Annotated in this window: 21 protein-coding genes; 16 read left to right on the top strand and 5 right to left on the bottom strand. The window is 58.6% G+C overall.

The genetic code is table 11. The annotated features are described in order from the left end of the window. From polA to A7976_RS09885, 8 genes are all read left to right on the top strand, one after another. Positions 1–2,733: a DNA polymerase I gene (polA, locus tag A7976_RS09860; RefSeq protein WP_067110865.1), complete on the top strand. Its 2,733-nt coding sequence runs from the start codon at positions 1–3 to the stop codon at positions 2,731–2,733. Positions 2,734–2,975: 242 nt separating this feature from the next. Next, the gene (locus tag A7976_RS15065) at positions 2,976–3,359 is read left to right on the top strand and encodes a hypothetical protein (RefSeq protein ID WP_131801014.1); all 384 of its coding nucleotides are present in this window, start codon (positions 2,976–2,978) and stop codon (positions 3,357–3,359) included. A gap of 120 nt (positions 3,360–3,479) precedes the next feature. Next, on the top strand, positions 3,480–3,941 hold the full coding sequence (locus A7976_RS09865) for a DUF4265 domain-containing protein (protein ID WP_067110868.1): 462 nt from the start codon (positions 3,480–3,482) through the stop codon (positions 3,939–3,941). Between the two features lie 64 nt (positions 3,942–4,005). Beyond that, positions 4,006–4,383, top strand: a complete 378-nt coding sequence (locus A7976_RS09870) for a hypothetical protein (protein ID WP_067110870.1) — start codon at positions 4,006–4,008, stop codon at positions 4,381–4,383. A 74-nt stretch (positions 4,384–4,457) separates the two neighbouring features. Further along, positions 4,458–4,826 carry a hypothetical protein gene (locus tag A7976_RS15070; RefSeq protein ID WP_131801015.1) on the top strand — a complete coding sequence of 123 codons (369 nt, stop codon included), beginning with the start codon at positions 4,458–4,460 and terminating at the stop codon, positions 4,824–4,826. A gap of 174 nt (positions 4,827–5,000) precedes the next feature. Continuing rightward, positions 5,001–5,585, top strand: coding sequence for a carbonic anhydrase (locus A7976_RS09875; RefSeq protein WP_067110872.1), 585 nt, complete (start codon positions 5,001–5,003; stop codon positions 5,583–5,585). A 169-nt stretch (positions 5,586–5,754) separates the two neighbouring features. Beyond that, positions 5,755–6,321: a YigZ family protein gene (locus A7976_RS09880; protein WP_067110875.1), complete on the top strand. Its 567-nt coding sequence runs from the start codon at positions 5,755–5,757 to the stop codon at positions 6,319–6,321. A gap of 149 nt (positions 6,322–6,470) precedes the next feature. Beyond that, positions 6,471–7,439 carry a 1-phosphofructokinase family hexose kinase gene (locus A7976_RS09885; protein WP_067110878.1) on the top strand — a complete coding sequence of 323 codons (969 nt, stop codon included), beginning with the start codon at positions 6,471–6,473 and terminating at the stop codon, positions 7,437–7,439. A 25-nt stretch (positions 7,440–7,464) separates the two neighbouring features. Here the strand turns inward: A7976_RS09885 and A7976_RS09890 are convergent, their stop codons facing one another. From A7976_RS09890 to edd, 4 genes are all read right to left on the bottom strand, one after another. Then, a complete protein-coding gene (locus A7976_RS09890; RefSeq protein ID WP_240483848.1) occupies positions 7,465–7,974 on the bottom strand; it encodes a DUF1456 family protein in 510 nt (169 codons plus the stop codon). Continuing rightward, entirely contained in the window at positions 7,962–8,474 is a 513-nt protein-coding gene (locus tag A7976_RS09895) for a M48 family metallopeptidase (RefSeq protein ID WP_067110884.1), read from the bottom strand. Before A7976_RS09895 ends, A7976_RS09890 begins: the two co-directional genes overlap by 13 nt. Before the next feature lie 100 nt (positions 8,475–8,574). Then, positions 8,575–9,198: a bifunctional 4-hydroxy-2-oxoglutarate aldolase/2-dehydro-3-deoxy-phosphogluconate aldolase gene (gene eda, locus A7976_RS09900; RefSeq protein WP_371440613.1), complete on the bottom strand. Its 624-nt coding sequence runs from the start codon at positions 9,196–9,198 to the stop codon at positions 8,575–8,577. Between the two features lie 11 nt (positions 9,199–9,209). After that, entirely contained in the window at positions 9,210–11,027 is a 1,818-nt protein-coding gene (gene edd / locus A7976_RS09905; RefSeq protein WP_067110890.1) for a phosphogluconate dehydratase, read from the bottom strand. 207 nt (positions 11,028–11,234) lie between these two features. Here edd and dusB point away from each other — a divergent pair, with 207 nt between their 5' ends. The 8 genes from dusB to A7976_RS09945 all read left to right on the top strand — a co-directional run bounded on the left by dusB (position 11,235) and on the right by A7976_RS09945 (position 19,883). After that, positions 11,235–12,263, top strand: coding sequence for a tRNA dihydrouridine synthase DusB (gene dusB, locus A7976_RS09910; protein WP_067110893.1), 1,029 nt, complete (start codon positions 11,235–11,237; stop codon positions 12,261–12,263). Then, entirely contained in the window at positions 12,260–12,496 is a 237-nt protein-coding gene (locus A7976_RS09915) for a helix-turn-helix domain-containing protein (protein ID WP_067110896.1), read from the top strand. Before dusB ends, A7976_RS09915 begins: the two co-directional genes overlap by 4 nt. 48 nt (positions 12,497–12,544) lie before the next feature. Continuing rightward, a complete protein-coding gene (gene purH / locus A7976_RS09920) occupies positions 12,545–14,113 on the top strand; it encodes a bifunctional phosphoribosylaminoimidazolecarboxamide formyltransferase/IMP cyclohydrolase (protein WP_088178416.1) in 1,569 nt (522 codons plus the stop codon). Between the two features lie 86 nt (positions 14,114–14,199). After that, complete coding sequence (purD, locus tag A7976_RS09925) at positions 14,200–15,465, top strand: phosphoribosylamine--glycine ligase (protein ID WP_067110899.1); 1,266 nt, start codon at positions 14,200–14,202, stop codon at positions 15,463–15,465. A gap of 21 nt (positions 15,466–15,486) precedes the next feature. After that, entirely contained in the window at positions 15,487–16,029 is a 543-nt protein-coding gene (locus A7976_RS09930; RefSeq protein WP_067110901.1) for an L-threonylcarbamoyladenylate synthase, read from the top strand. 129 nt (positions 16,030–16,158) lie between these two features. Continuing rightward, positions 16,159–17,058 carry an oxygen-dependent coproporphyrinogen oxidase gene (gene hemF, locus A7976_RS09935; RefSeq protein WP_067111176.1) on the top strand — a complete coding sequence of 300 codons (900 nt, stop codon included), beginning with the start codon at positions 16,159–16,161 and terminating at the stop codon, positions 17,056–17,058. Positions 17,059–17,115: 57 nt separating this feature from the next. Continuing rightward, positions 17,116–18,468, top strand: a complete 1,353-nt coding sequence (locus A7976_RS09940; protein ID WP_067110902.1) for a sodium:alanine symporter family protein — start codon at positions 17,116–17,118, stop codon at positions 18,466–18,468. Between the two features lie 56 nt (positions 18,469–18,524). Next, positions 18,525–19,883 carry a sodium-dependent transporter gene (locus A7976_RS09945; RefSeq protein WP_067110903.1) on the top strand — a complete coding sequence of 453 codons (1,359 nt, stop codon included), beginning with the start codon at positions 18,525–18,527 and terminating at the stop codon, positions 19,881–19,883. Between the two features lie 72 nt (positions 19,884–19,955). On the opposite strand, the gene A7976_RS09950 is transcribed toward A7976_RS09945, so the two are convergent. Continuing rightward, positions 19,956–20,279: a c-type cytochrome gene (locus A7976_RS09950; protein ID WP_067110904.1), complete on the bottom strand. Its 324-nt coding sequence runs from the start codon at positions 20,277–20,279 to the stop codon at positions 19,956–19,958. Positions 20,280–20,339 lie beyond the last annotated feature (60 nt).

Below are 20,339 nucleotides of genomic sequence, written 5' to 3' on the forward strand. Positions count from 1 at the left end.
ATGAAAACTTTATTGTTGGTAGACGGATCGTCTTACCTTTATCGTGCATTCCATGCCTTGCCCGACCTGCGCAACCGGCACCACGAACCCACGGGGGCCATCTACGGCGTGCTCAACATGCTGCGCCGCCTGCATAAGGATTACCCAGCCGATTATAGCGCCTGCGTCTTCGATGCCAAGGGGAAAACCTTCCGGGACGACATTTATGCCGAATACAAGGCGCATCGCCCACCGATGCCTGATGACCTGTCCTGCCAGATCGCGGCATTGCATGAAGCCATCGAGGGCATGGGCTGGCCTATCCTGATGGTGGATAACATGGAAGCCGACGACGTCATCGGCGCACTGGCGAAACAGGCCGAAGCCGCGGGCATGCGCACTGTTATTTCCACTGGCGACAAGGACATCGCGCAACTGGTGAATCCGAATGTCACCCTGGTCAACACCATGACCAACGAGATCCTCGATGAAGCCGGCGTGGAACGAAAGTTCGGCTTGCCCCCGTCATTGATCGTCGATTACCTGACACTGGTCGGCGATGCGGTAGACAACGTGCCCGGCGTGGAAAAAGTCGGCCCCAAGACCGCCGTAAAATGGCTGACCCAATATGGCACGCTGGATAACCTGGTCGAACATGCCAACGAAATTACCGGCGTGGTCGGCGAAAACCTGCGCAAGGCTTTGCCCTGGCTTCCAACCGCTCGTCAACTGATCACTATCAAGTGCGATGTGCAATTGCCGATGGGGCTGCATGATCTGACGCACCGGGAGCAGAACAAGAGCAAGCTCGCCGAACTGTATGAACGACTCGAATTCAAGTCCTGGCTACGCGAACTCACCGCCGGCGACGCCCCGCCGCCGCCCGAACCCGGCCAGCCACACCCGTCCGCGCTGCAGATGGGGCTGGAACTGGGCAGCGTGGTCAAGACCCGCAATTACGAAACCATCCTGACCGAAGAAGCCTTGCAGCGCTGGCTCAACAAGATCGCGAATGCCGCACTGGTCTGCTTCGACACGGAAACCACTAGCCTCGACCCGCTTGCCGCACGCATCGTCGGGATGTCCTTCGCCACTGACGGCGGGGAAGCCGCATATTTGCCGCTGACGCACGACTATGCCGGCGTACCGCAGCAACTGCCATTCGACGCCACCTTGGCGCGCGTGAAACCGCTGCTGGAAAGCCCGGCCGTGCTCAAGGTCGGGCAGAACCTCAAATACGACAAGCATGTACTCGCCAACCACGGCATAGCACTCAACGGCATCGCCCACGACACGCTGCTGCAAAGCTACGTGCTGGAAAGCCATCGCCAGCGCAATATGGACGACCTCGCGCTGCGCCATCTCGGCGTGCGCACGATCACCTTCGAAGAGGTCGCCGGCAAGGGCGCCAAGCAGGTCGGCTTCAATCAGGTCGCGCTGGAACAGGCGTCGGAATATGCGGCCGAGGATGCGGACATTACGCTGCAACTGCACCAGACGCTGTTCCCGCAACTGCAGTGCGACAAGAAGCTGGAGTTCGTCTATCGCGAGATCGAAATGCCGGTGATGGAAATCCTGTTCCGCATGGAGCGCACCGGCGTACTCATCGATGGGAAGATGCTGCAAGCGCAAAGCCACGAACTCGGCCATAAGCTGATCACGCTGGAACAGCAGGCGCACGCGCTCGCCGGGCAGCCGTTCAACCTCGGCTCGCCCAAGCAACTGCAGGAAATCCTGTTCGGCAAGCTCGGCATCAAGCCGCTCAAGAAAACCCCGAGCGGTACGCCTTCGACCGACGAAGACGTGCTGCAGGAACTGGCGCTGGATCATCCATTGCCCAAGGTGCTGCTGGAATACCGCGGCCTGTCCAAGCTGAAATCGACCTATACCGACAAGCTGCCCAAGATGGTCAACCCCGTCACCGGTCGCGTGCACACCAACTACAGCCAGGCTGTTGCGATCACCGGCCGCCTGGCAAGCAATGATCCCAACCTTCAGAATATTCCGGTCCGCACGGCCGAAGGTCGCCGCATTCGCGAAGCGTTCATTGCCCCGCCCGGCCATGTGATCGTCTCTGCCGACTACTCGCAGGTCGAGCTGCGCATCATGGCGCATTTGTCACAGGATGAAGGCTTGCTCAAGGCCTTCGCCGCCGGCGAAGATATTCACCGCGCAACTGCATCCGAAATCTTCGGCTGCACGCGCGAAGAAGTCAGCAGCGAGCAGCGCCGCTACGCCAAGGTCATCAATTTCGGCCTAATCTACGGCATGTCCGCCTTCGGCCTCGCCAGCAATCTCAACATCGAGCGTTCCGCCGCGCAGAGCTACATCGAACGCTATTTCGCCCGCTACCCCGGCGTGCGCCGCTACATGGACGAGACCCGCATGCTCGCCCGCCAGCAAGGCTACGTCGAAACCATCTTCGGCCGCCGGCTATGGGTGCCCGAAATCAACAGCCCCAACGGCATGCGCCGCCAAGGCGCCGAACGCGCCGCGATCAACGCCCCGATGCAGGGAACGGCCGCCGACCTCATCAAGCTGGCGATGATCGCTGTCGAGAAATGGCTGCTGGATCAGAAGATCGGTACCAGGATGGTGATGCAGGTACACGACGAATTGGTACTGGAAGTCCCTGAGTCGGAACTGGAGCTAATCAAAATGGAATTGCCGCGATTGATGGGCGGGGTGGCAAGGCTGGACGTGCCATTGGAAGTGGAAACCGGCGTAGGGCCGAACTGGGAAAGTGCGCATTAAACGGAAGACCCCTGTTCGACTACGGTTGTGAAGTACAAAACAATAGCTTTTGAGCCTTCAAACGCTTAACTAAAGGGTGACGTGCTAAAACTGCCGCCAGTCACGGAAAATGTCGCGAATAAAATTGTTAACTTATTGCTAATAAACTGGATTCAATAAAATTGAAATTTTTATCCACCTGTCCTGATAAAATTTTAAGTATTTTATTGGGGTCTACTTTACGTTAGGCGGAATTGCCCATCATGCTTATGGTAGTTTTTCGTCTACTTTGGCCAGCCCTAATCATTGAGGCTGCTCTTGTAGCATTAAATTGGTTTGTGCTGCCGACACGGGTGTTATGGATGCATTACGCATTTCTTTTTGTATCCTTGGCTGTGCTGCCATTTTTTGTTGGTTGGCGTTTGCGAGCCATTAATATGTCGCCTACACGTTGTGCACTCTGGGGGCCAGTTATTTCCCTCGTTTCGCTTTTGGGGGCGGCAATTGCAGCTACGCTTGGCCGTACTAGTTGGGGCGAATACTTGGCCTTTTTTATTGTCACGGCCTTTATAGTTGTTGGCCCACAAATTTTGTTTTCATTTCTAGGGGCGAAATATGGCAACTCTTTATTCCGTACTACCGCCTAACCCCTCGGTCAAGCGGGACTGGCCGAAATACTGCTTCTTTGCGGTTGTCGGCAATTTGATCCTGACAGGCTCCGGCTACCACTCCGGGCGGCCAGCCCCTTACCTCAAACGTTATGCCTCATGAGCAATGACCCGATAGCCAAAGTCTTGTTTCGCGTCCCGGACGATGAGGGTAGCGCAACAGTCGAGATGCTTTGGACCATCCCGCTTGGGGACGAGCGATACAAATTGGACAACTCGCCTTTTTATGCGTACGGCGTCTCGTGGCAGGACACTGTCTTTGCGCCTGTCGACGCACAAGAGGGCTTGCCCACGTTCCAGTCCGTTGTCGCAAAGTCCGGCAATCGCACAGTCCGGATCATCCTTGACCCGCCCGTTTCTCCTGGCAATACCTCGGATCAGGTGCTCCAAGGTCTAGTCGCGCTCGGCTGCAGCTACGAGGGCGCCAATCCCGGGTACATGTCGGTCAACATTCCGCCTGGCATAGAGTTGCAACAGGTGTGCTCGTACCTCGTCCAACAGGATGCGCAGTGGGAGCATGCAGATCCAACGTATGAGTCACTGTTCCCGGATGAGGCATAACAATTCATTCAAGCCGAAGCCGCTTCGCGGCTCGGCTTAATTCAGGCGTTAGGTTGCAGAGCTCATGACCCTCAGACAGCGTCGACTCATCTGGAGTTGGATTGCAGGCTGTGCGTTGCTTCTCCTTGCCACGACATTTCACTGGATCGGCTGGCTCTTGGTGCCATTCGCCGCATGGGGAAGGGCTACAGCAAACATTGGTTCGGAATCGGAGGCGGCAGGCCGCTCCCGTCTGGCGGAAATCTTAGCGGAGTATCCTCTACTGAAAGTCTGGTTCGGGGCCTGCGCTATCACATTCTTCTTAGGAGCCGTCTACGTGATCCGCGAAGGAATAAACCTGTTCGACACCTTCGGCTCCATTGCGATTCCATTCGCTGTCCTTATTGCGCCGCTCGTGTTCGTTCTGGAGCGTGAGCGGTTCGAGGAGTTTGGGGAGAACTAGCGTGCAACCTAACCCATCCATCAAGCGGGACGCGCTTAAGCGCGCCCCTTATGTCAAACGTTAGGCTTATAAACGTGAATTCAATTGCAGCTTGCTCACTTGGGTGCTTGTGTTTTATTTCATCTCTAGGCGCATATGCTGAAGGCTTTCAGTCCTATGAAGCTGGTACATATCCAATTCGTGCACGTATTGAAGTAATCAATAAAACCATCACGGATATTGAGTCGAGCCTGAAGGCTGCTGATTTATCGCCAAAAGAAAAAGAACTCCTTGATGAATGTTTGCGACAGTACGCGACGGAAAAGAAACAGCTTGAGGCAGATTTGGAAGCCGGGCGAAAATTAAATCAGTCAGGCTTGGTAAATTACCTCTCCGCAGATACTGAGCAAGAGTGTGCCAGCCTAACTCATCATTCAAGCGGGACGCCTAACGGCGCCCCTTAATTCAGACGTTAAGCGTTTTTGACATGGTTCGTACTGGGCACAGATAAATCACAACGCTCGCCAATCATTCCCAAATCAGCGGTCTAACTCATTGCGGCAGGCGTGTCATACCGATATGCCGCGCGACCCCACCGCAAAAACCTGCCTTCACAAGGTGCAAAGGAGGTGAGTCCCATGAGCAACATTCAGAATGAAGTATTGGCAGCAAACACCGAATACGCTGCAGATTTCGGCGACAAGGGAAATCTGCCGCTGCCACCGGCCCGCCGTTTCGCAATCCTTACCTGCATGGACGCCCGTCTCGACCCGGCCAAATACGCTGGCCTCGCCGAAGGCGACGCCCACGTGATCCGCAACGCTGGCGGCCGGGCGAGCGACGATGCGATACGCTCGCTGGTCATTTCTTACAAACTGCTGGGCACGCGAGAATGGTTTGTGATCCACCACACGAATTGCGGAATGGAATTATTCACCAACGACATCATGCGCGATCTGCTGGCGAACAGTTTAAAGGCGGCAACGCTGGGCCACAGCGGCTGGCACAATCCGGGCGAAGGCCCTGGTTCCCCAGAGGGCGGCTACATCAACTGGCTGACATTTTCCGATAATTCCCGAAGTGTGGTGGAGGACGTCATGCGTATCCGCAACCATCCGCTGGTACCGAATGACATTCCGATCTATGGCTATATCTATGATGTGAAAACCGGAAAGCTTGTGGAGGTGCCGGAAGCCATGACAGCTGGCAAGGCGACGAAGTAGACGAGCAGAACGACGCGCTTACATATAGCGGAACATCAGAGCCTTTTCGGCAATCGCCATGCCTGTGGCGCACAGTCGAAATCGCGGCATAGTTCCGGTAGACTGCGATACTTTCGCTACAGGCTGCTCGCCCCGGTAGCGCTCGCGATTTTCAAAACGGTTTCTTCATTTGCAACGCATACTCCAGCCCGGCCAGGCCGACCAGACCATCAATAAATCCCGCTTCATCGCCGCCGCCGAATATTGCGCCGACGAACGCGCGGTGATGCTGATGCTGCGCCGCCTCGCCACCCAGCACTCCCACGCGCATCACCTCGCCTTCGCCTACAAAATCCGCAGCGATGAAGGCATCCTGCAGCGCTTTCATGATGCCGGCGAGCCATCCGGCACTGCGGGGAAGCCCATCATGCAATACTTGGAAGGGCACGATCTGATCAATGCCTGCGTAGCTGTGGTGCGCTATTACGGCGGCATCAATCTCGGCACCGGCGGCCTTGCCCGCGCCTACGGCGGCACGGCCAAACTCGCCATCGACGCGGCAAAACTGGGGGCATTTGTCGAAATGCGCCAGATTCGCGTGGTGCTGGACTACGCCAAACTGGATGGTTTTACTCGCGAGCTGACAAAACTGCACGGTGAAATTCTGGACAAGGATTTCGGCGAGCGCGTAACTGTCGTTGCCTCCCTTCCTGCCGATCAGGCGCCAGCCTTGCTCGGACGCTACGGAGAGAAATAAACTGCCTTATCGTCCATCAAGATTTTTTTACTGATTGGTTTTCCGCGTCCGGAATGTGTATATTTGCATTTCAAAACACATGCCCGCCACAAGCGTAGGCAATAAAAACAGCAGCTCTCTATCCAGAATATAAAAATGTCGAGGGGAACATGGGTACGGCCAATGCTGAAAACGAAACGCTCTTGCCAATTTCCGTACTTTGTCTTAACCCTGCCGTAGATGTCACCTACGAACTTCCTCATCTCATCGCCAACCAGAAAACCTACGCCACGAGCACCCGTTACGATCCGGGAGGCAATGGCATCAACGTTGGCCGGGCGTTAAGGCGGCTGCATACGCCCGCCGAAACGTTCTGCGTTATCGGCGGAGAAATGGGCGAGTTTCTCAAGCGCATGCTGGCCCGGCAATTGCACAAGGTCTTTTATGAGGAAGTGGATGGCGAGACGCGCATCAACGGCACCGTCCTCGAGCGCGAGAGCGATACGCAATATGAAGTCAGCGGTATCGGCCCCGTGCTTTCGCCTGAACATCTGGAGCATTTGATAGAAAACTTCGTGCAGGCCACAGGTCAGGGTATGGCCGTCATTACCGGCTCCATCCAGCCGAATGTCTCGGTCGAACTTTACGCGGAGCTTGCCGCGCGGGTCCGGCAGCAAGGAGGAACGGCGATCGTGGATGCCCCGGTCAAGCTGTTGCGTCACGCAATTGAAGGGAAGCCCTTCTTGATCAAGCCCAATCTGTTCGAACTCGAATCGCTGCTCAACAAGCCTTTGACCGGCATCGATGCAGTCGCCGCTGCAGCGCGCCGCATTCAGCAATCAGGCGTGGATTATGTCTGCGTTTCCATGGGACCGGACGATGCCTTGCTGGTGGGGCCGGATAATACCTACCTTGCCTCGGTTCCCGATGTCGTGGTCAGTGCGACCGTCGGCGCCGGCGATGCGATGGTGGCGGGTCTGACCGCCGCGTTTGCCAGAAATGCACCCGCGCATGAGGCCTTGCGGCAAGGTGTCGCCTGCGGTACCGGCACTGTCCAGCATCCGGGCACGGAGCTGTTTTCAGCGGAGGATATCGAACATCTGGTCCCACAGATCGAGATACACACGCTGGACAGGTGATTGCCGCATTCTCCTGAAAAAGTTATCAGCGACCGCGCAGCTTGAAGGTCAACCCTTTCAGGAAATTCCGGAGTATCTGGTCGCCGCATTCGCGGTAATTCTTGTGTCCCTTTTTCCGGAACAATGCGCTCAGTTCCGGCCTTGATAGAGGGAAACCTGCCAGTTCAAGAATGGCAAGCATGTCGTCCTCCTTCAAAATGAAGGCCACGCGGAGCTTCTTGAGGATATCGTTATTGTTTAGCCGTCCAGTAAATGATGCTTCGGGCGCCTGCTCGTTTTTTCCACGTTGGTGGACAATCAGCCCCTCGAGGAAATGTGCCATCGCGGCATCGCTGCACTCGAGATAGCCCTCCTCGTCTTCCCTTTTGAGAAAACACGCGATATCGGCGCGTGTAACCTCAAGCCCGGCAAGCTCGAATATATCAACGAGAGCGGGATCGCCCAGGTCCATGGCATAGCGCAGGCTGCGCAAAACATCGTTATTGGTCACTGCAACTCCGGTCGAATGGGTAAAAGCCCGGCTCAATCCTGCCACAATGGCGTCTTGAACAGGTCCAGGTAAGTGAGGTAAAGCCTGAGATCGAACTCGATCTGGTGATAATCGGGCTCCATCGCCAGGCATAGCTTGTAAAACGACTTGTCATGGTCCTTGACCTTCAAATGCGCAAGCTCGTGCACCACGATCATTTTCAGGAATGGCGGCGGAACCTCCTTGAACAAGGGTGCCACGCGGATTTCATGCTTGGATTTGAGGCGGCTGCCTTGCACTCTGGATATTGAAGTGTGCAAACCCAGCGCATGCTGGACGATCTGTATCTTGTTGTCGAACAGAACTTTGCTGATCGGCTCGGCGTTGCGCAGATATTCGTTCTTGAGCTCCGTCACATAGCCATAGAGCGCCTTGTCGGTCTTGACGCCGTGCGATCCCGAATACCGGCGCGACAACGCTTCCGCCAACCGGTTTTGCGCGACCAGCTGCCTCACCTGCTGCAGGGTAGCTTCGGAGTATCCTGCCAGATATTTCAACTCTTGCATGAGCACAGCCCTGCCAAAAAGAAAAACCTGCCGGAGCGAAGCTCCGACAGGCTTGAGCGCTTAACTGGCTCGGGTAAAAGCGCCCGAGCGCCGTTTCAGATCAACGTGCCAGCTTGCAGGCTTCGCTCGCCATCTCGGTGATTCTGGACCATTCGCCACGCGCCATTACGTCAGCCGGTGTCAGCCAGGAACCGCCGACCACGACCACATTGGGCAGTGCCAGCAGCGTCGGGGCATTTTCCAGGGAGACACCGCCGGTCGGGCAGAACTTGATGTCGGTGAACGGGCCGGCCCAAGCCTTCAGCAGGTTGGGACCTCCCGCTTGCATTGCTGGGAAGAATTTCAGCTCGGTGAAGCCGTCCTCCTGCGCGATCATGATTTCGCTGCCGGTAGCAACGCCCGGCAACAGCGGCAGGCCGATATCCTGGCAAGTCTTGCCGACGGTAGTGGTGTAACCGGGGCTCACGCCGAAACGCGCGCCGGCGGCAAGAGCTGCCTTGGCATCGGCGGCGCTGCGGATGGTACCGGCACCGATCACGGCTTCCGGTACTTCTGCGGCAATCGCGCGCATGCAGTCCAGTGCAACCGAAGTGCGCAATGTGATTTCCAGCATGCGGATGCCGCCGGCCACCAGGGCTTTCGCCATCGGTACCGCGTGCGCGACGTCGTTCAGCACGATTACCGGGATCACCGATGCGTCCAGCATGACCTGCAATGCGGTCAGTTTTTCATTGTTTACAGCCAAGTACAGGCTCCTTCTTCAGCGGAAGTTACGTTATGGCGCAGGCCGGAGAACAGCTCGCGGCCGATGCCCATGGAGTTTGCAGAGCGTTGCGCCTGCGGCATGCGTGCCGGTTCGCGCGCGGCCCATTCGGTCGCATCGATCAATACGTTCAACTCGCCGTTGATCGCGTCGAGACGGATCAGGTCGCCGTCACGCACCTTGGCCAGCGGGCCGCCGGCAGCTGCTTCCGGAGACACATGGATCGCAGCCGGGATCTTGCCCGAAGCGCCGCTCATGCGGCCGTCGGTCACCAGTGCTACGTCAAAGCCCTTGCTTTGCAGCGCCTTGAGCGGCGGTGTCAGCTTGTGCAGTTCTGGCATGCCGTTGGCATGCGGGCCTTGCCAGCGCACCACGCAGATCACGTCGTGATCGAGTTCGCCGGCGGCAAACGCGGCCAGCAGCGCCTCCTGGGAATCGAACACCTTGGCCGGGGCCTCGATGATGTGCAGGTCGGTCGGCACCGCGGAAATCTTGATCACGCTGCGGCCGAGGTTGCCGCGCATTACCTTGATGCCGCCGTTCTGGCTGAATGGCGCGGTCGCGGGGCGCACCACGGAATCATCCGGAGTCGGGCCGGCCACATTCCACACCAGCTTGTTGTTTTCCATCGCCGGGATACCGGTGAACTCGCGCATGCCGTTGGGACGCACGGTCAGCACATCTTCGTGCATCAGGCCGTTGTCCAGCATTTCGCGGATCACATAACCGGGGCCGCCCGCCTCCTGGAAAGCGTTCACATCGGCTTCGCCGTTCGGATAGACGCGCGCCACCAGCGGCACCACGTCGGACAGCGAGCAGAAATCGTCCCAGTTGATCGAAATGCCTGCAGCACGCGCAACGGCAACCCAGTGGATCAGATGGTTGGTGGAGCCGCCTGTTGCCAGCAGCGCAACCATGGCATTGACGATGCAACGCTCGTCGACCAAACGGCCGATTGGCGTGAATGCCTGCCCCTTGGTAATGCCCAGCACGGTACGCAACGCTTCGCGGGTGAGTTCTTCGCGGAAGCTGTTGCCCGGGTTGATGAAGGCGGAACCCGGAACGTGCAAGCCCATCGCTTCCAGCAACATCTGGTTGCTGTTAGCGGTGCCGTAGAAAGTACAGGTGCCCTGGCCGTGATAAGCCTTGGATTCGGTTTCCAGCAGCTCCTTGCGGCCAACCTTGCCTTCGGCGGCGAGCACGCGCATATGGGATTTTTCGCTGTTGGCGAGGCCGGTGGTCATCGGGCCGGCCGGCACGAACACGGTCGGCAGATGACCGAAATGCAGCGCGCCGATCAAGAGACCGGGAACAATCTTGTCACATACGCCCAGCATCAGCGCGGCGTCAAACACGTCGTGGCTCAGAGATACCGCGGTGGACATCGCGATCACGTCGCGGCTGAACAGGGAGAGTTCCATGCCCGGCATGCCTTGAGTGATTCCGTCACACATGGCCGGCACGCCGCCGGCGACCTGCGCGGTCGCGCCGTGCTTGCGCGCCTCGGTCTTGATGACGTCGGGGAAATGCTGGTACGGCGCATGGGCCGAAAGCATGTCGTTGTAGGCGGTGACGATGCCCACATTGGGCGCGCGCTCCATGACTACCTTGAACTTGTCGTCGGAAGGCATCGCGGCGAAAGAGTGCGCCACATTGGCACAACCCATGCGCTCGACACCGGGCTTGCGCTGCGCCAGCGCATCGATTTGCGCCAGATAAGCCTTGCGGGTGTCGGCACTACGCTCGATGATGCGCTCGGTGACAGCTGCGACCGTGGAGTTTAGTTTCATTATGGTATAGACGTGCTCAAAAATTAAACACGTAATCCTACCGCAAATCGGGCCAAAATCCCAGCCGCCCGTCGCCCTTGAGTCGGAAAGGTGCCGAACGGATGGGACCGCAAATCTCTCAGGAACATGGAAATTTCGCCTTTTCCTGACTGTGGTTTGCATATAAAATGAGCACCTTTCGCTTGCGCCAGGAAGTCTTACAGCCTCATGCAAATCGGCCCATACAGCCTCAAGAACAACCTGATCGTCGCCCCGATGGCCGGCGTGACGGATCGTCCTTTCCGCCAGTTGTGCAAACGACTGGGCGCAGGCATGGCAGTAAGCGAGATGGTGACTTCCAATTCACTGCTGTACGGCAGCGAGAAAACGCTGCGCCGGGCGAATCACGAAGGCGAAGTCGAACCGATTTCCGTGCAGATCGCCGGCTCCGACCCCAGGATGATGGCCGAAGCGGCGCGTCATAACGTCGACAACGGTGCCCAGATCATCGACATCAACATGGGTTGCCCCGCCAAGAAGATCTGCAACGTGCTGGCCGGTTCCGCGCTGTTGCGCGACGAGCCGCTGGTGGCGCAAATCCTGGAAGCGGTGGTCAAGGCGGTGCCGGAAGTGCCGGTCACGCTGAAGACGCGCCTGGGCTGGGACAAGGCCAACCGCAACGTACCCCTGATCGCGCGCATCGCCGAGGAAAGCGGCATCCAGGCCCTCGCCATCCACGGTCGCACTCGCGCCTGCATGTACACCGGCAACGCGCAATACGACCTGATCGCCGAGGTAAAATCCCGTGCCGGCATTCCCATTATCGCCAACGGCGACATCACCACTCCGGAGAAAGCCAAGCTGGTGCTGGATCAGACTGGTGCCGACGCCGTGATGATCGGCCGCGCGGCACAGGGCCGTCCCTGGATTTTCCGCGAGATCGAACATTTCCTGAAAACCGGCACGCATCTGCCGCAACCGGAAGTCGCCGAAATCCACGACGTACTGCTGGATCATTTGCTTGACCTCTATGCTTTCTACGGCGAAGAAACCGGCGTGCGCGTCGCGCGCAAGCATATTTCCTGGTATACCAAGGGGCTGGTCGGCTCGGCCAATTTCCGCCACATGATGAACCAGCTGCCGACCGTCAAAGATCAGATGCTGGCCGTCAATGATTTCTTCGGCGAATTGCGCGCGCAGGATATGCGCTTGCGCTATGAAGAAGAATCCGACGAAGCGGAGGCTCTTGCAGCATGATCGTCGATAACGACCTGGCCGCCTGCGTACGCGGCGCGCTCGAAGCCTACTTCAAGGATCTCGATGGCGAGCCGCCGCATGCCGTATACGACATGCTGCTGGGCTGCGTCGAGAAACCGATGCTGGAATACGTGCTCAACCACGCCGGCGGCAACCAGAGCAAGGCCGCGGAAATTCTCGGCCTCAACCGCAACACCTTGCGGAAAAAGCTCAAGCAGTACGACATTCAGTAGTTCCACCTCTTCTCTTCATCCGCTGTTTATTCTTTTTCCTTTGAAATCATGACTATTATCAAGCGCGCACTGATCAGCGTTTCCGACAAGCAAGGCATTGTCGAGTTTGCCCAGACCCTCAACCGTCTCGGCGTCGAAATCCTCTCCACAGGCGGTACCGCCAAGCTGTTCCGCGAAAAGAACGTCCCCGTTACCGAGGTGAGCGATTACACCGGATTCCCGGAGATGCTGGACGGCCGCGTCAAGACACTGCATCCCAAGGTGCACGGCGGCATTCTCGGGCGCCGCGATTTGCCCGAGCACGTGGCTGCGATGAAGGAAGCGAATATTCCGAATATCGACATGGTAGTCGTCAACCTCTACCCGTTCCGCGAGACCATCGCCAACCCGGATTGCACGCTGGAAGACGCCATCGAGAACATCGACATCGGCGGTCCGACCATGGTGCGCGCAGCAGCCAAGAATTACGGCCATGTCGCCATCGTCACCGACCCGGCGGACTATACCCGCCTGACGCGCGAACTCGAATCCAGCGGCGGCGCCGTCGGCGCCGAAACCCGCCTGGCACTCGCCAAAAAGGCGTTTTCGCATACGGCCGAATACGATGGCGCGATCAGCAATTACCTGACCGCCCTCGGCCCCAAGGGCGAAAAAAACGCCTTCCCGGAGCGTTTCAACGCGCAATTCAGCAAGGTGCTGGATCTGCGCTACGGCGAAAATCCGCATCAGGACGCCGCGTTCTATCGCGACGCCACCGTGCCGGAAGGCGCGCTGGCGAGTTTCACCCAATTGCAGGGCAAAGAACTCTCCTACAACAACATCGCCGACGCCGATGCCGCATGGGAATGCGTCAAGACTTTCGACGTACCGGCCTGCGTGATCGTCAAGCACGCCAATCCGTGCGGCGTGGCGATTGATGCCAACCTGCTCGGCGCCTACGAGAAGGCCTTCAAGACTGACTCGACCTCCGCCTTCGGCGGCATCATCGCCTTCAACGGCGAAGTCGGCATCGACGTGGTCAACGCGATGAACGAGCGCAAGCACTTCGTCGAAGTGCTGATCGCCCCGTCCTTCACCGCTGAAGCCAAAACCGCGCTAGCCGCCAAGACCAACCTGCGCGTGCTGGCGGTGCCCCTCGGCAACGGCAATAACGCCCTCGAATACAAGCGTGTCGGCGGCGGCCTGCTGCTGCAGACGCCGGATGCGCTGAATGTCGGCCCGGAACAGCTCAAGGTGGTCACCAGAAAGCAACCTACCCCGCAGCAACTGCAAGACCTGCTGTTTGCCTGGCGAGTGGCCAAGTTCGTCAAGTCCAACGCGATTGTCTTCTGCGGCAACGGCATGACGCTAGGTGTCGGCGCCGGCCAGATGAGCCGGGTGGACAGCACCCGCATCGCCGCGATCAAGGCCACGAATGCCGGACTGTCGCTCAAGGAATCGGCAGTCGCATCCGATGCGTTCTTCCCGTTCCGTGATGGCGTGGACGTTCTGGCCGAAGCCGGCGCGGTATGCGTGATCCAGCCGGGCGGCAGCGTGCGTGACGAGGAAGTCATTGCAGCAGCTGACGAGCATGGACTGGCGATGGTACTGACGGGCGTGCGACACTTCCGTCACTAAAATCTTGAACCACGGAGAGCACGGAGAACACAGAGGTTATTGTGGCTCCGTGTTCTCCGTGATCTCCGTGGTGAAAAGGATTTGAAATGAAAGTATTGGTGATTGGTAACGGCGGACGCGAACATGCGCTGGCGTGGAAACTGTCGCAAAACCCGAAAGTGAGCCGTGTTTACGTCGCTCCCGGAAATGCCGGCACGGCACTCGACCCCGATATGCAGAATGTCGCGATCACGTCGATTCCCGACCTGGTAAAGTTTGCCGAGGACGAGCACATCGCGCTGACGGTCGTCGGACCGGAGGCGCCGCTGTCGCAGGGAGTGGTCGATACCTTTCGCGTCGCCGGCCTGAAAATTTTCGGGCCGACCAGGGCCGCCGCGCAGTTGGAATCCTCCAAGGATTTCGCCAAGGCTTTCATGCAGCGCCACGGCATTCCAACCGCTGCCTACGCGACATTTTCCGATGCCGCCGCCGCGCATGATTACGTCAAGGCACAAGGTGCGCCCATCGTGATCAAGGCGGATGGATTGGCTGCCGGCAAGGGCGTCGTGGTCGCAATGAGCGAAACCGAGGCGCATGACGCCATCGACATGATGCTGGCCGACAACAAGCTCGGCGCAGCCGGCGCGCGCGTCGTGATTGAAGAGTTCCTCGAAGGCGAGGAAGCCAGCTTCATCGTGATGTGCGACGGCGAGCACATACTGCCGCTCGCCACCAGCCAGGACCACAAGCGATTGCTGGACGGCGACCAGGGCCCGAACACCGGTGGCATGGGCGCTTATTCGCCCGCCCCCATCGTAACGCCCGAAATGCATGCCCGCGTCATGCGCGAAATCATCCGCCCGACCATCCAGGGCATGGCGAAAGACGGCATCCGTTACACCGGCTTCCTGTATGCCGGCTTGATGATAGACAAGAACGGCGTGCCGAAAACGCTGGAATTCAACTGCCGCATGGGCGACCCCGAAACCCAGCCCATCATGCTGCGCCTGAAAAGCGACCTGGTCGGGCTGGTCGAGCACGCTGTCAACGGCACACTGGACAAGGCCGAAGCGGACTGGGATCGCCGTACCGCGCTGGGCGTCGTCATGGCTTCAGCCGGCTATCCCGATACCCCGCGCAAGGGTGACGCCATCACCGGCCTGCCCCAGGGCCTGCAGGACGCGCACGTCTTTCACGCCGGCACGACGATGGAAAACGGCCAGCCGGTCACCAGCGGCGGACGCGTGCTGTGCGTCACGGCCCTGGGCGATACCGTCAAGCAGGCCCAGAGCCGCGCTTACGCCATTGCCGAAGGCATCTATTTCGAAGGCAGCCAGATGCGGCGCGACATCGGCTGGCGCGCCGTCAAGTAATTCGCGTGAACACGCCCTGACATGGACGCATGGCGCATCCGCAAGCATCTGCAGCGTGGAGGCGTCATCGCGTACCCGACGGAATCCTGCTATGGGCTGGGCTGCGACCCAATGAATCCACATGCGGTCAAGCGCGTGCTGAAACTGAAAAAGCGCAGCCCTTCCAAGGGGCTGATCCTGATCGCCGCGCACCCGCGGCAATTACGTCCTTTTCTTGCCGACCTGACTCCCGAGCTTGCAAATCGCATGCGCTCACGCTGGCCAGGGCCGCATACCTGGCTGGTTCCAGCCTCCCGCGACTGCCCGACAAGCCTGCGCGGCGCGCATGACTCCGTTGCAGTGCGCGTAACCGCCCATCGCGGAGCCGCCGGCTTGTGCCGCGCGGCGAAAATGGCGCTCGTATCGACCAGTGCCAACCTGAGCGGAGGCAAGCCGGCCAAGACAGCAGCAGAATGCCGACGCCTGTTCGGCAAGCGCGTACTGGTGATACCGGGGCCGATAGGGGCACGCCGGCGGCCTTCGACGATACAAGACCTGCTGACCGGGAAAATTATCAGGAAATAATGCGCCTTTATCGCGGCGAGAAATCTGTAGCGCAGGCGTCCTCGCCTGCATCGCCCATGGCTGCTTTTCCGATTTGCAGGCGAGACGCCTGCGCTACAATTGCCGCCAGACATATTGGAAGACGACATCATGAACACCCATCTCATCCTCGACTACCTGACCAACCTCCAGCATCGCATTGTCGAATCGCTGGAACTGGTCGACGGCAAGAATTTCCTGAACGACTCCTGGCAGCGCCCGGAAGGCGGCGGCGGGATCAGTTGCGTGATCGAGGAAGGGAATGTCTTTGAACGCGGCGGCGTCAATTTTTCGCATGTGACCGGTGACCGCCTGCCTCCGTTGGCCAGCGCCAATCGCCCGGAACTGGCGGGACGCGGCTTTGAGGCAATGGGCGTATCGCTGGTATTGCATCCGCGCAATCCCTACGCTCCAACGGTGCATATGAACGTGCGCTGCTTCATCGCCACAAAACCCGGCGAGGAGCCGATCTGGTGGTTCGGCGGCGGCATGGATCTGACGCCGTATTACGGCTTTGAAGAAGACGCGATCCATTTCCACCGCACCTGCCGCCAGGCGCTCGACCCGTTCGGCACCGAGCTTTACCCACGCTTCAAGCACTGGTGCGACGAATACTTCTACCTCAAGCATCGCAAGGAACCGCGCGGTATTGGCGGCATTTTCTTTGACGATTTCAGCGAGCCCGGCTTCGAACAGAGCTTGGCGATGGTGAAAAGCGTGGGCGACTCCTTCCTGAATGCTTACCTTCCCGTCCTGCAACGCCGCAAGGACACGCCTTACGGCGAGCGCGAGCGCGACTTTCAGGCCTACCGGCGCGGTCGTTATGTCGAATTCAACCTGGTGTTCGACCGCGGCACCCTCTTCGGCCTGCAATCGGGCGGCCGCACCGAATCCATCCTGATGTCGCTGCCGCCCATCGTCAAATGGCGCTATGACTGGCGACCGGAAGCCGGATCGGCGGAAGCCCGGCTATACACGGAGTTTCTGACCGGCAAAGATTGGCTGGCATAACTTCCGTCAAGTTTCTGTCATAATTCGCGCGGGGATAATTAACAGGGAGACAAGCGCATGAACGCCGTGGAAACACTGATGGCCACATTATCCGGATGGGTCTGGGGGCCGCCGATGCTGACCCTGCTGGTAGGTACCGGGCTCTATCTGACCGTGCTGCTGAAAGGCATGCAGTTCCGCGCGCTGCCCTTGGCGTTTCGCCTGATTTTCCGCAAGGATCACCATCACGAGGGCGATATCAGCCATTTTGCCGCGCTGATGACGGCGCTGGCGGCGACTGTCGGCATCGGCAACATCGTCGGCGTCGCCACGGCGATTACGCTCGGCGGCCCCGGCGCCGTGTTCTGGATGTGGATGACCGGCCTGGTCGGCATGGCGACCAAGTATTCCGAGGCTGTGCTGGCGATCAAATACCGCGAAAAAGGCGAGTACGGCATGCGCGGCGGGCCGATGTATTATCTCGCGAAAGGTGCCGGCCTGCCCTGGCTGGGCACGTTGTTCGCCGTATTCACTGCACTCGCGGCTTTCGGCATCGGCAACATGACGCAGGCGAATGCCACCGCCAAGATTTTCGAGAGCACCTTTCATATCGACACGCTCGCTACCGGCCTCGTACTCATGGTGCTGACGGCACTGGTCATCCTCGGCGGCATTCGCTCTATCGGCAAATTTACTTCGTTCCTTGTACCGTTCATGATTCTCGGCTACGTGGGCACCTCATTGGTTACCCTGGCGCTCAACGCTGCCGAAATTCCCGCCGCACTCGGCCTGATTTTCTATCATGCATTCAATCCGGCAGCAGCTACAGGTGGATTCGCCGGCGCCACCATCGCTGCTGCCATGCGCTTTGGTATCGCGCGCGGCGTATTTTCCAATGAATCCGGGCTGGGCTCGGCACCGATTGCAGCGGCGGCAGCACGCACCAGCGATCCGGTAAAGCAGGCGCTGGTAAGCATGACGCAGACTTTCATCGATACACTTGTGGTGTGCTCGATGACAGCGCTAGTCATCCTGACCGCGACCCCCTGGACACAGGGCGTCGGCGCCGAGCAACTGACCAGCGCCAGCATGGCCGAAACGCTGGGCAGCGCGGGTGAGGTACTGGTCGCATTGTCGATCGCGCTATTCGCCTACTCCACCCTCATCGGCTGGAATTATTACGGTGAAAAAGCCATCGAATATCTGTTCGGCTCGCGCTCCATCCGCATCTATCGCATCTTCTTCATCGCGGCGGTGATTGTCGGCGCAACCACCAGCCTGGAATTCGTCTGGAACTTCTCCGATCTGATGAACGGCATGATGGCGATTCCCAACCTGATCGGGCTGTTGCTGCTGTCCAAGGTCATCAAGGCAGAAACAGAACGCTATTTCAACGGTAAACCGCAGGAAATTGTGGCGGAACAAAGATAAACCCGACTGGAAAACTCTTGTAGCGCGGGTGTCCACCCGCGCATAAGGAGGGCAACATGACGCAAGTCACGCACCGCAGTCACTGGACCAACCGCTGGACATTCATTCTGGCGACAGCCGGGTCGGCCATCGGCCTCGGCAATATCTGGAAATTCCCCTACATGACCGGCGTCAACGGCGGCAGCGCCTTTGTGCTGGTATTTCTCGCCTGCATCGCGCTGGTCGGCATTCCGCTGATGATGTGCGAAATCATGCTGGGACGCCGCGCCCAGCGTAACCCGGTGGACGGCATGCTGGCATTGGCGGCGGAAGCCAATGCGGCTGGCATATGGAAATGGGTGGGTATCATGGGGCTGATCGCCGGTCTCCTGATCTTGGGTTTTTACAGCGTGATTGCCGGCTGGATATTGGATTACGTAGTGCGCGCGGCCAGCGGTATGTTCAAGGGCATGGACGGCAAGCTGGCGCAGGAGCATTTCGCCGCATTCCTGGCGACCCCGCTGGAGCTGATTCTGTGGCATACGCTATTCATCGCGATGACCATGGGCGTGGTGGCGCGCGGGGTCAATGCAGGGCTGGAGCAGGCCAACAAGATTTTGATGCCGGCCTTGTTCGCCATACTGCTGGTGCTGCTCGGCTACAGCATGGCGGTAGGCAATTTTGCCGACTCGGCCAGGTTTATGTTCACACCGGATTTTTCCAAGGTGACGCCGGGGGCCGTGCTGTCGGCGCTCGGCCATGCATTTTTTTCGCTTAGCCTGGGCATGGGCGCCGTGATGGTTTACGGTTCCTACCTGCAGCCGCATATTTCCATCGCCCGCACCACGATGTATGTCGCCATCGCCGATACCGCTGTTGGCTTGCTGGTCGGGCTGGCAATCTTCTCGCTGGTGTTCGCCAACGGGCTGGAGCCGGCGGCCGGCCCGGGGTTGATCTTCCAGACCCTGCCCATTGCCTTCGGCAGCATGCCGGCGGGCAGTCTGATGGGAACGCTGTTTTTCGTTCTGGTCGCTTTCGCCGCCTGGACATCGGCCATTTCGCTGGTGGAACCGGCCATTGCCTGGATTACCGAAAACACGCCCATCACACGTAAGCGCGCCGCTTTGATGATCGCGATGGTCGATTGGCTGCTCGGCATCGCCGTTGTGCTCTCGTTCAACGAATGGAAAGACGTGAAGCTGCTGTTCGGCCTGAATATTTTCGACACTCTGGACAAGCTCACTACCAACATCATGCTTCCTCTTGGCGGGCTACTGATGGCGATATTCGCGGGTTGGGTAATGCAAACGCGCCATGTGCGGGAAGAACTCGGGATTGCCGTACGGGCTTATGCGCTATGGCGATTCACCATCCGTTTTATATCGCCGCTCGCCATCGTGGCGATATTTCTTTATCTGTTCGGCCTGATCAAATAACGGCAAAAAAAACCACAATAAAAAAGCCGGTCATGTGACCGGCTTTGCGATGTGTGATTCCGTGACCTGAATTTACAGGGTCAGGATCCACTTGACGATGGTCTTGATGTCCTCGTCCTTCACTTGCGGGCTGTTTGCGGGCATCGGGATCGGGCCCCAAGTACCGCTGCCACCCTTCTTGACCTTCTCGACCAGCTTGGCTTCAGCATCCTTCTGGCCCTTGTACTTCGCAGCAACATCCTTGTAGGACGGGCCGAGAACCTTCTTGTCAAGACTGTGACAAGCCAGGCAGCCACTCTTTTGTGCCAGAGCCTGAGCTGCTGCGGCATCGGCGCTGGCAGTGCCGGCGATCATCAGGGAACCAGCGGCAGCAACCGCCATCATCAATGCTTTCATGTTTACTCCTTCGATTTCGATCTTGTAATTGAACCAGTTAAGCGAACACCCATTGCAGGT

Source organism: Methylobacillus sp. MM3 (genome assembly GCF_001645185.1).
Lineage (GTDB): Bacteria > Pseudomonadota > Gammaproteobacteria > Burkholderiales > Methylophilaceae > MM2.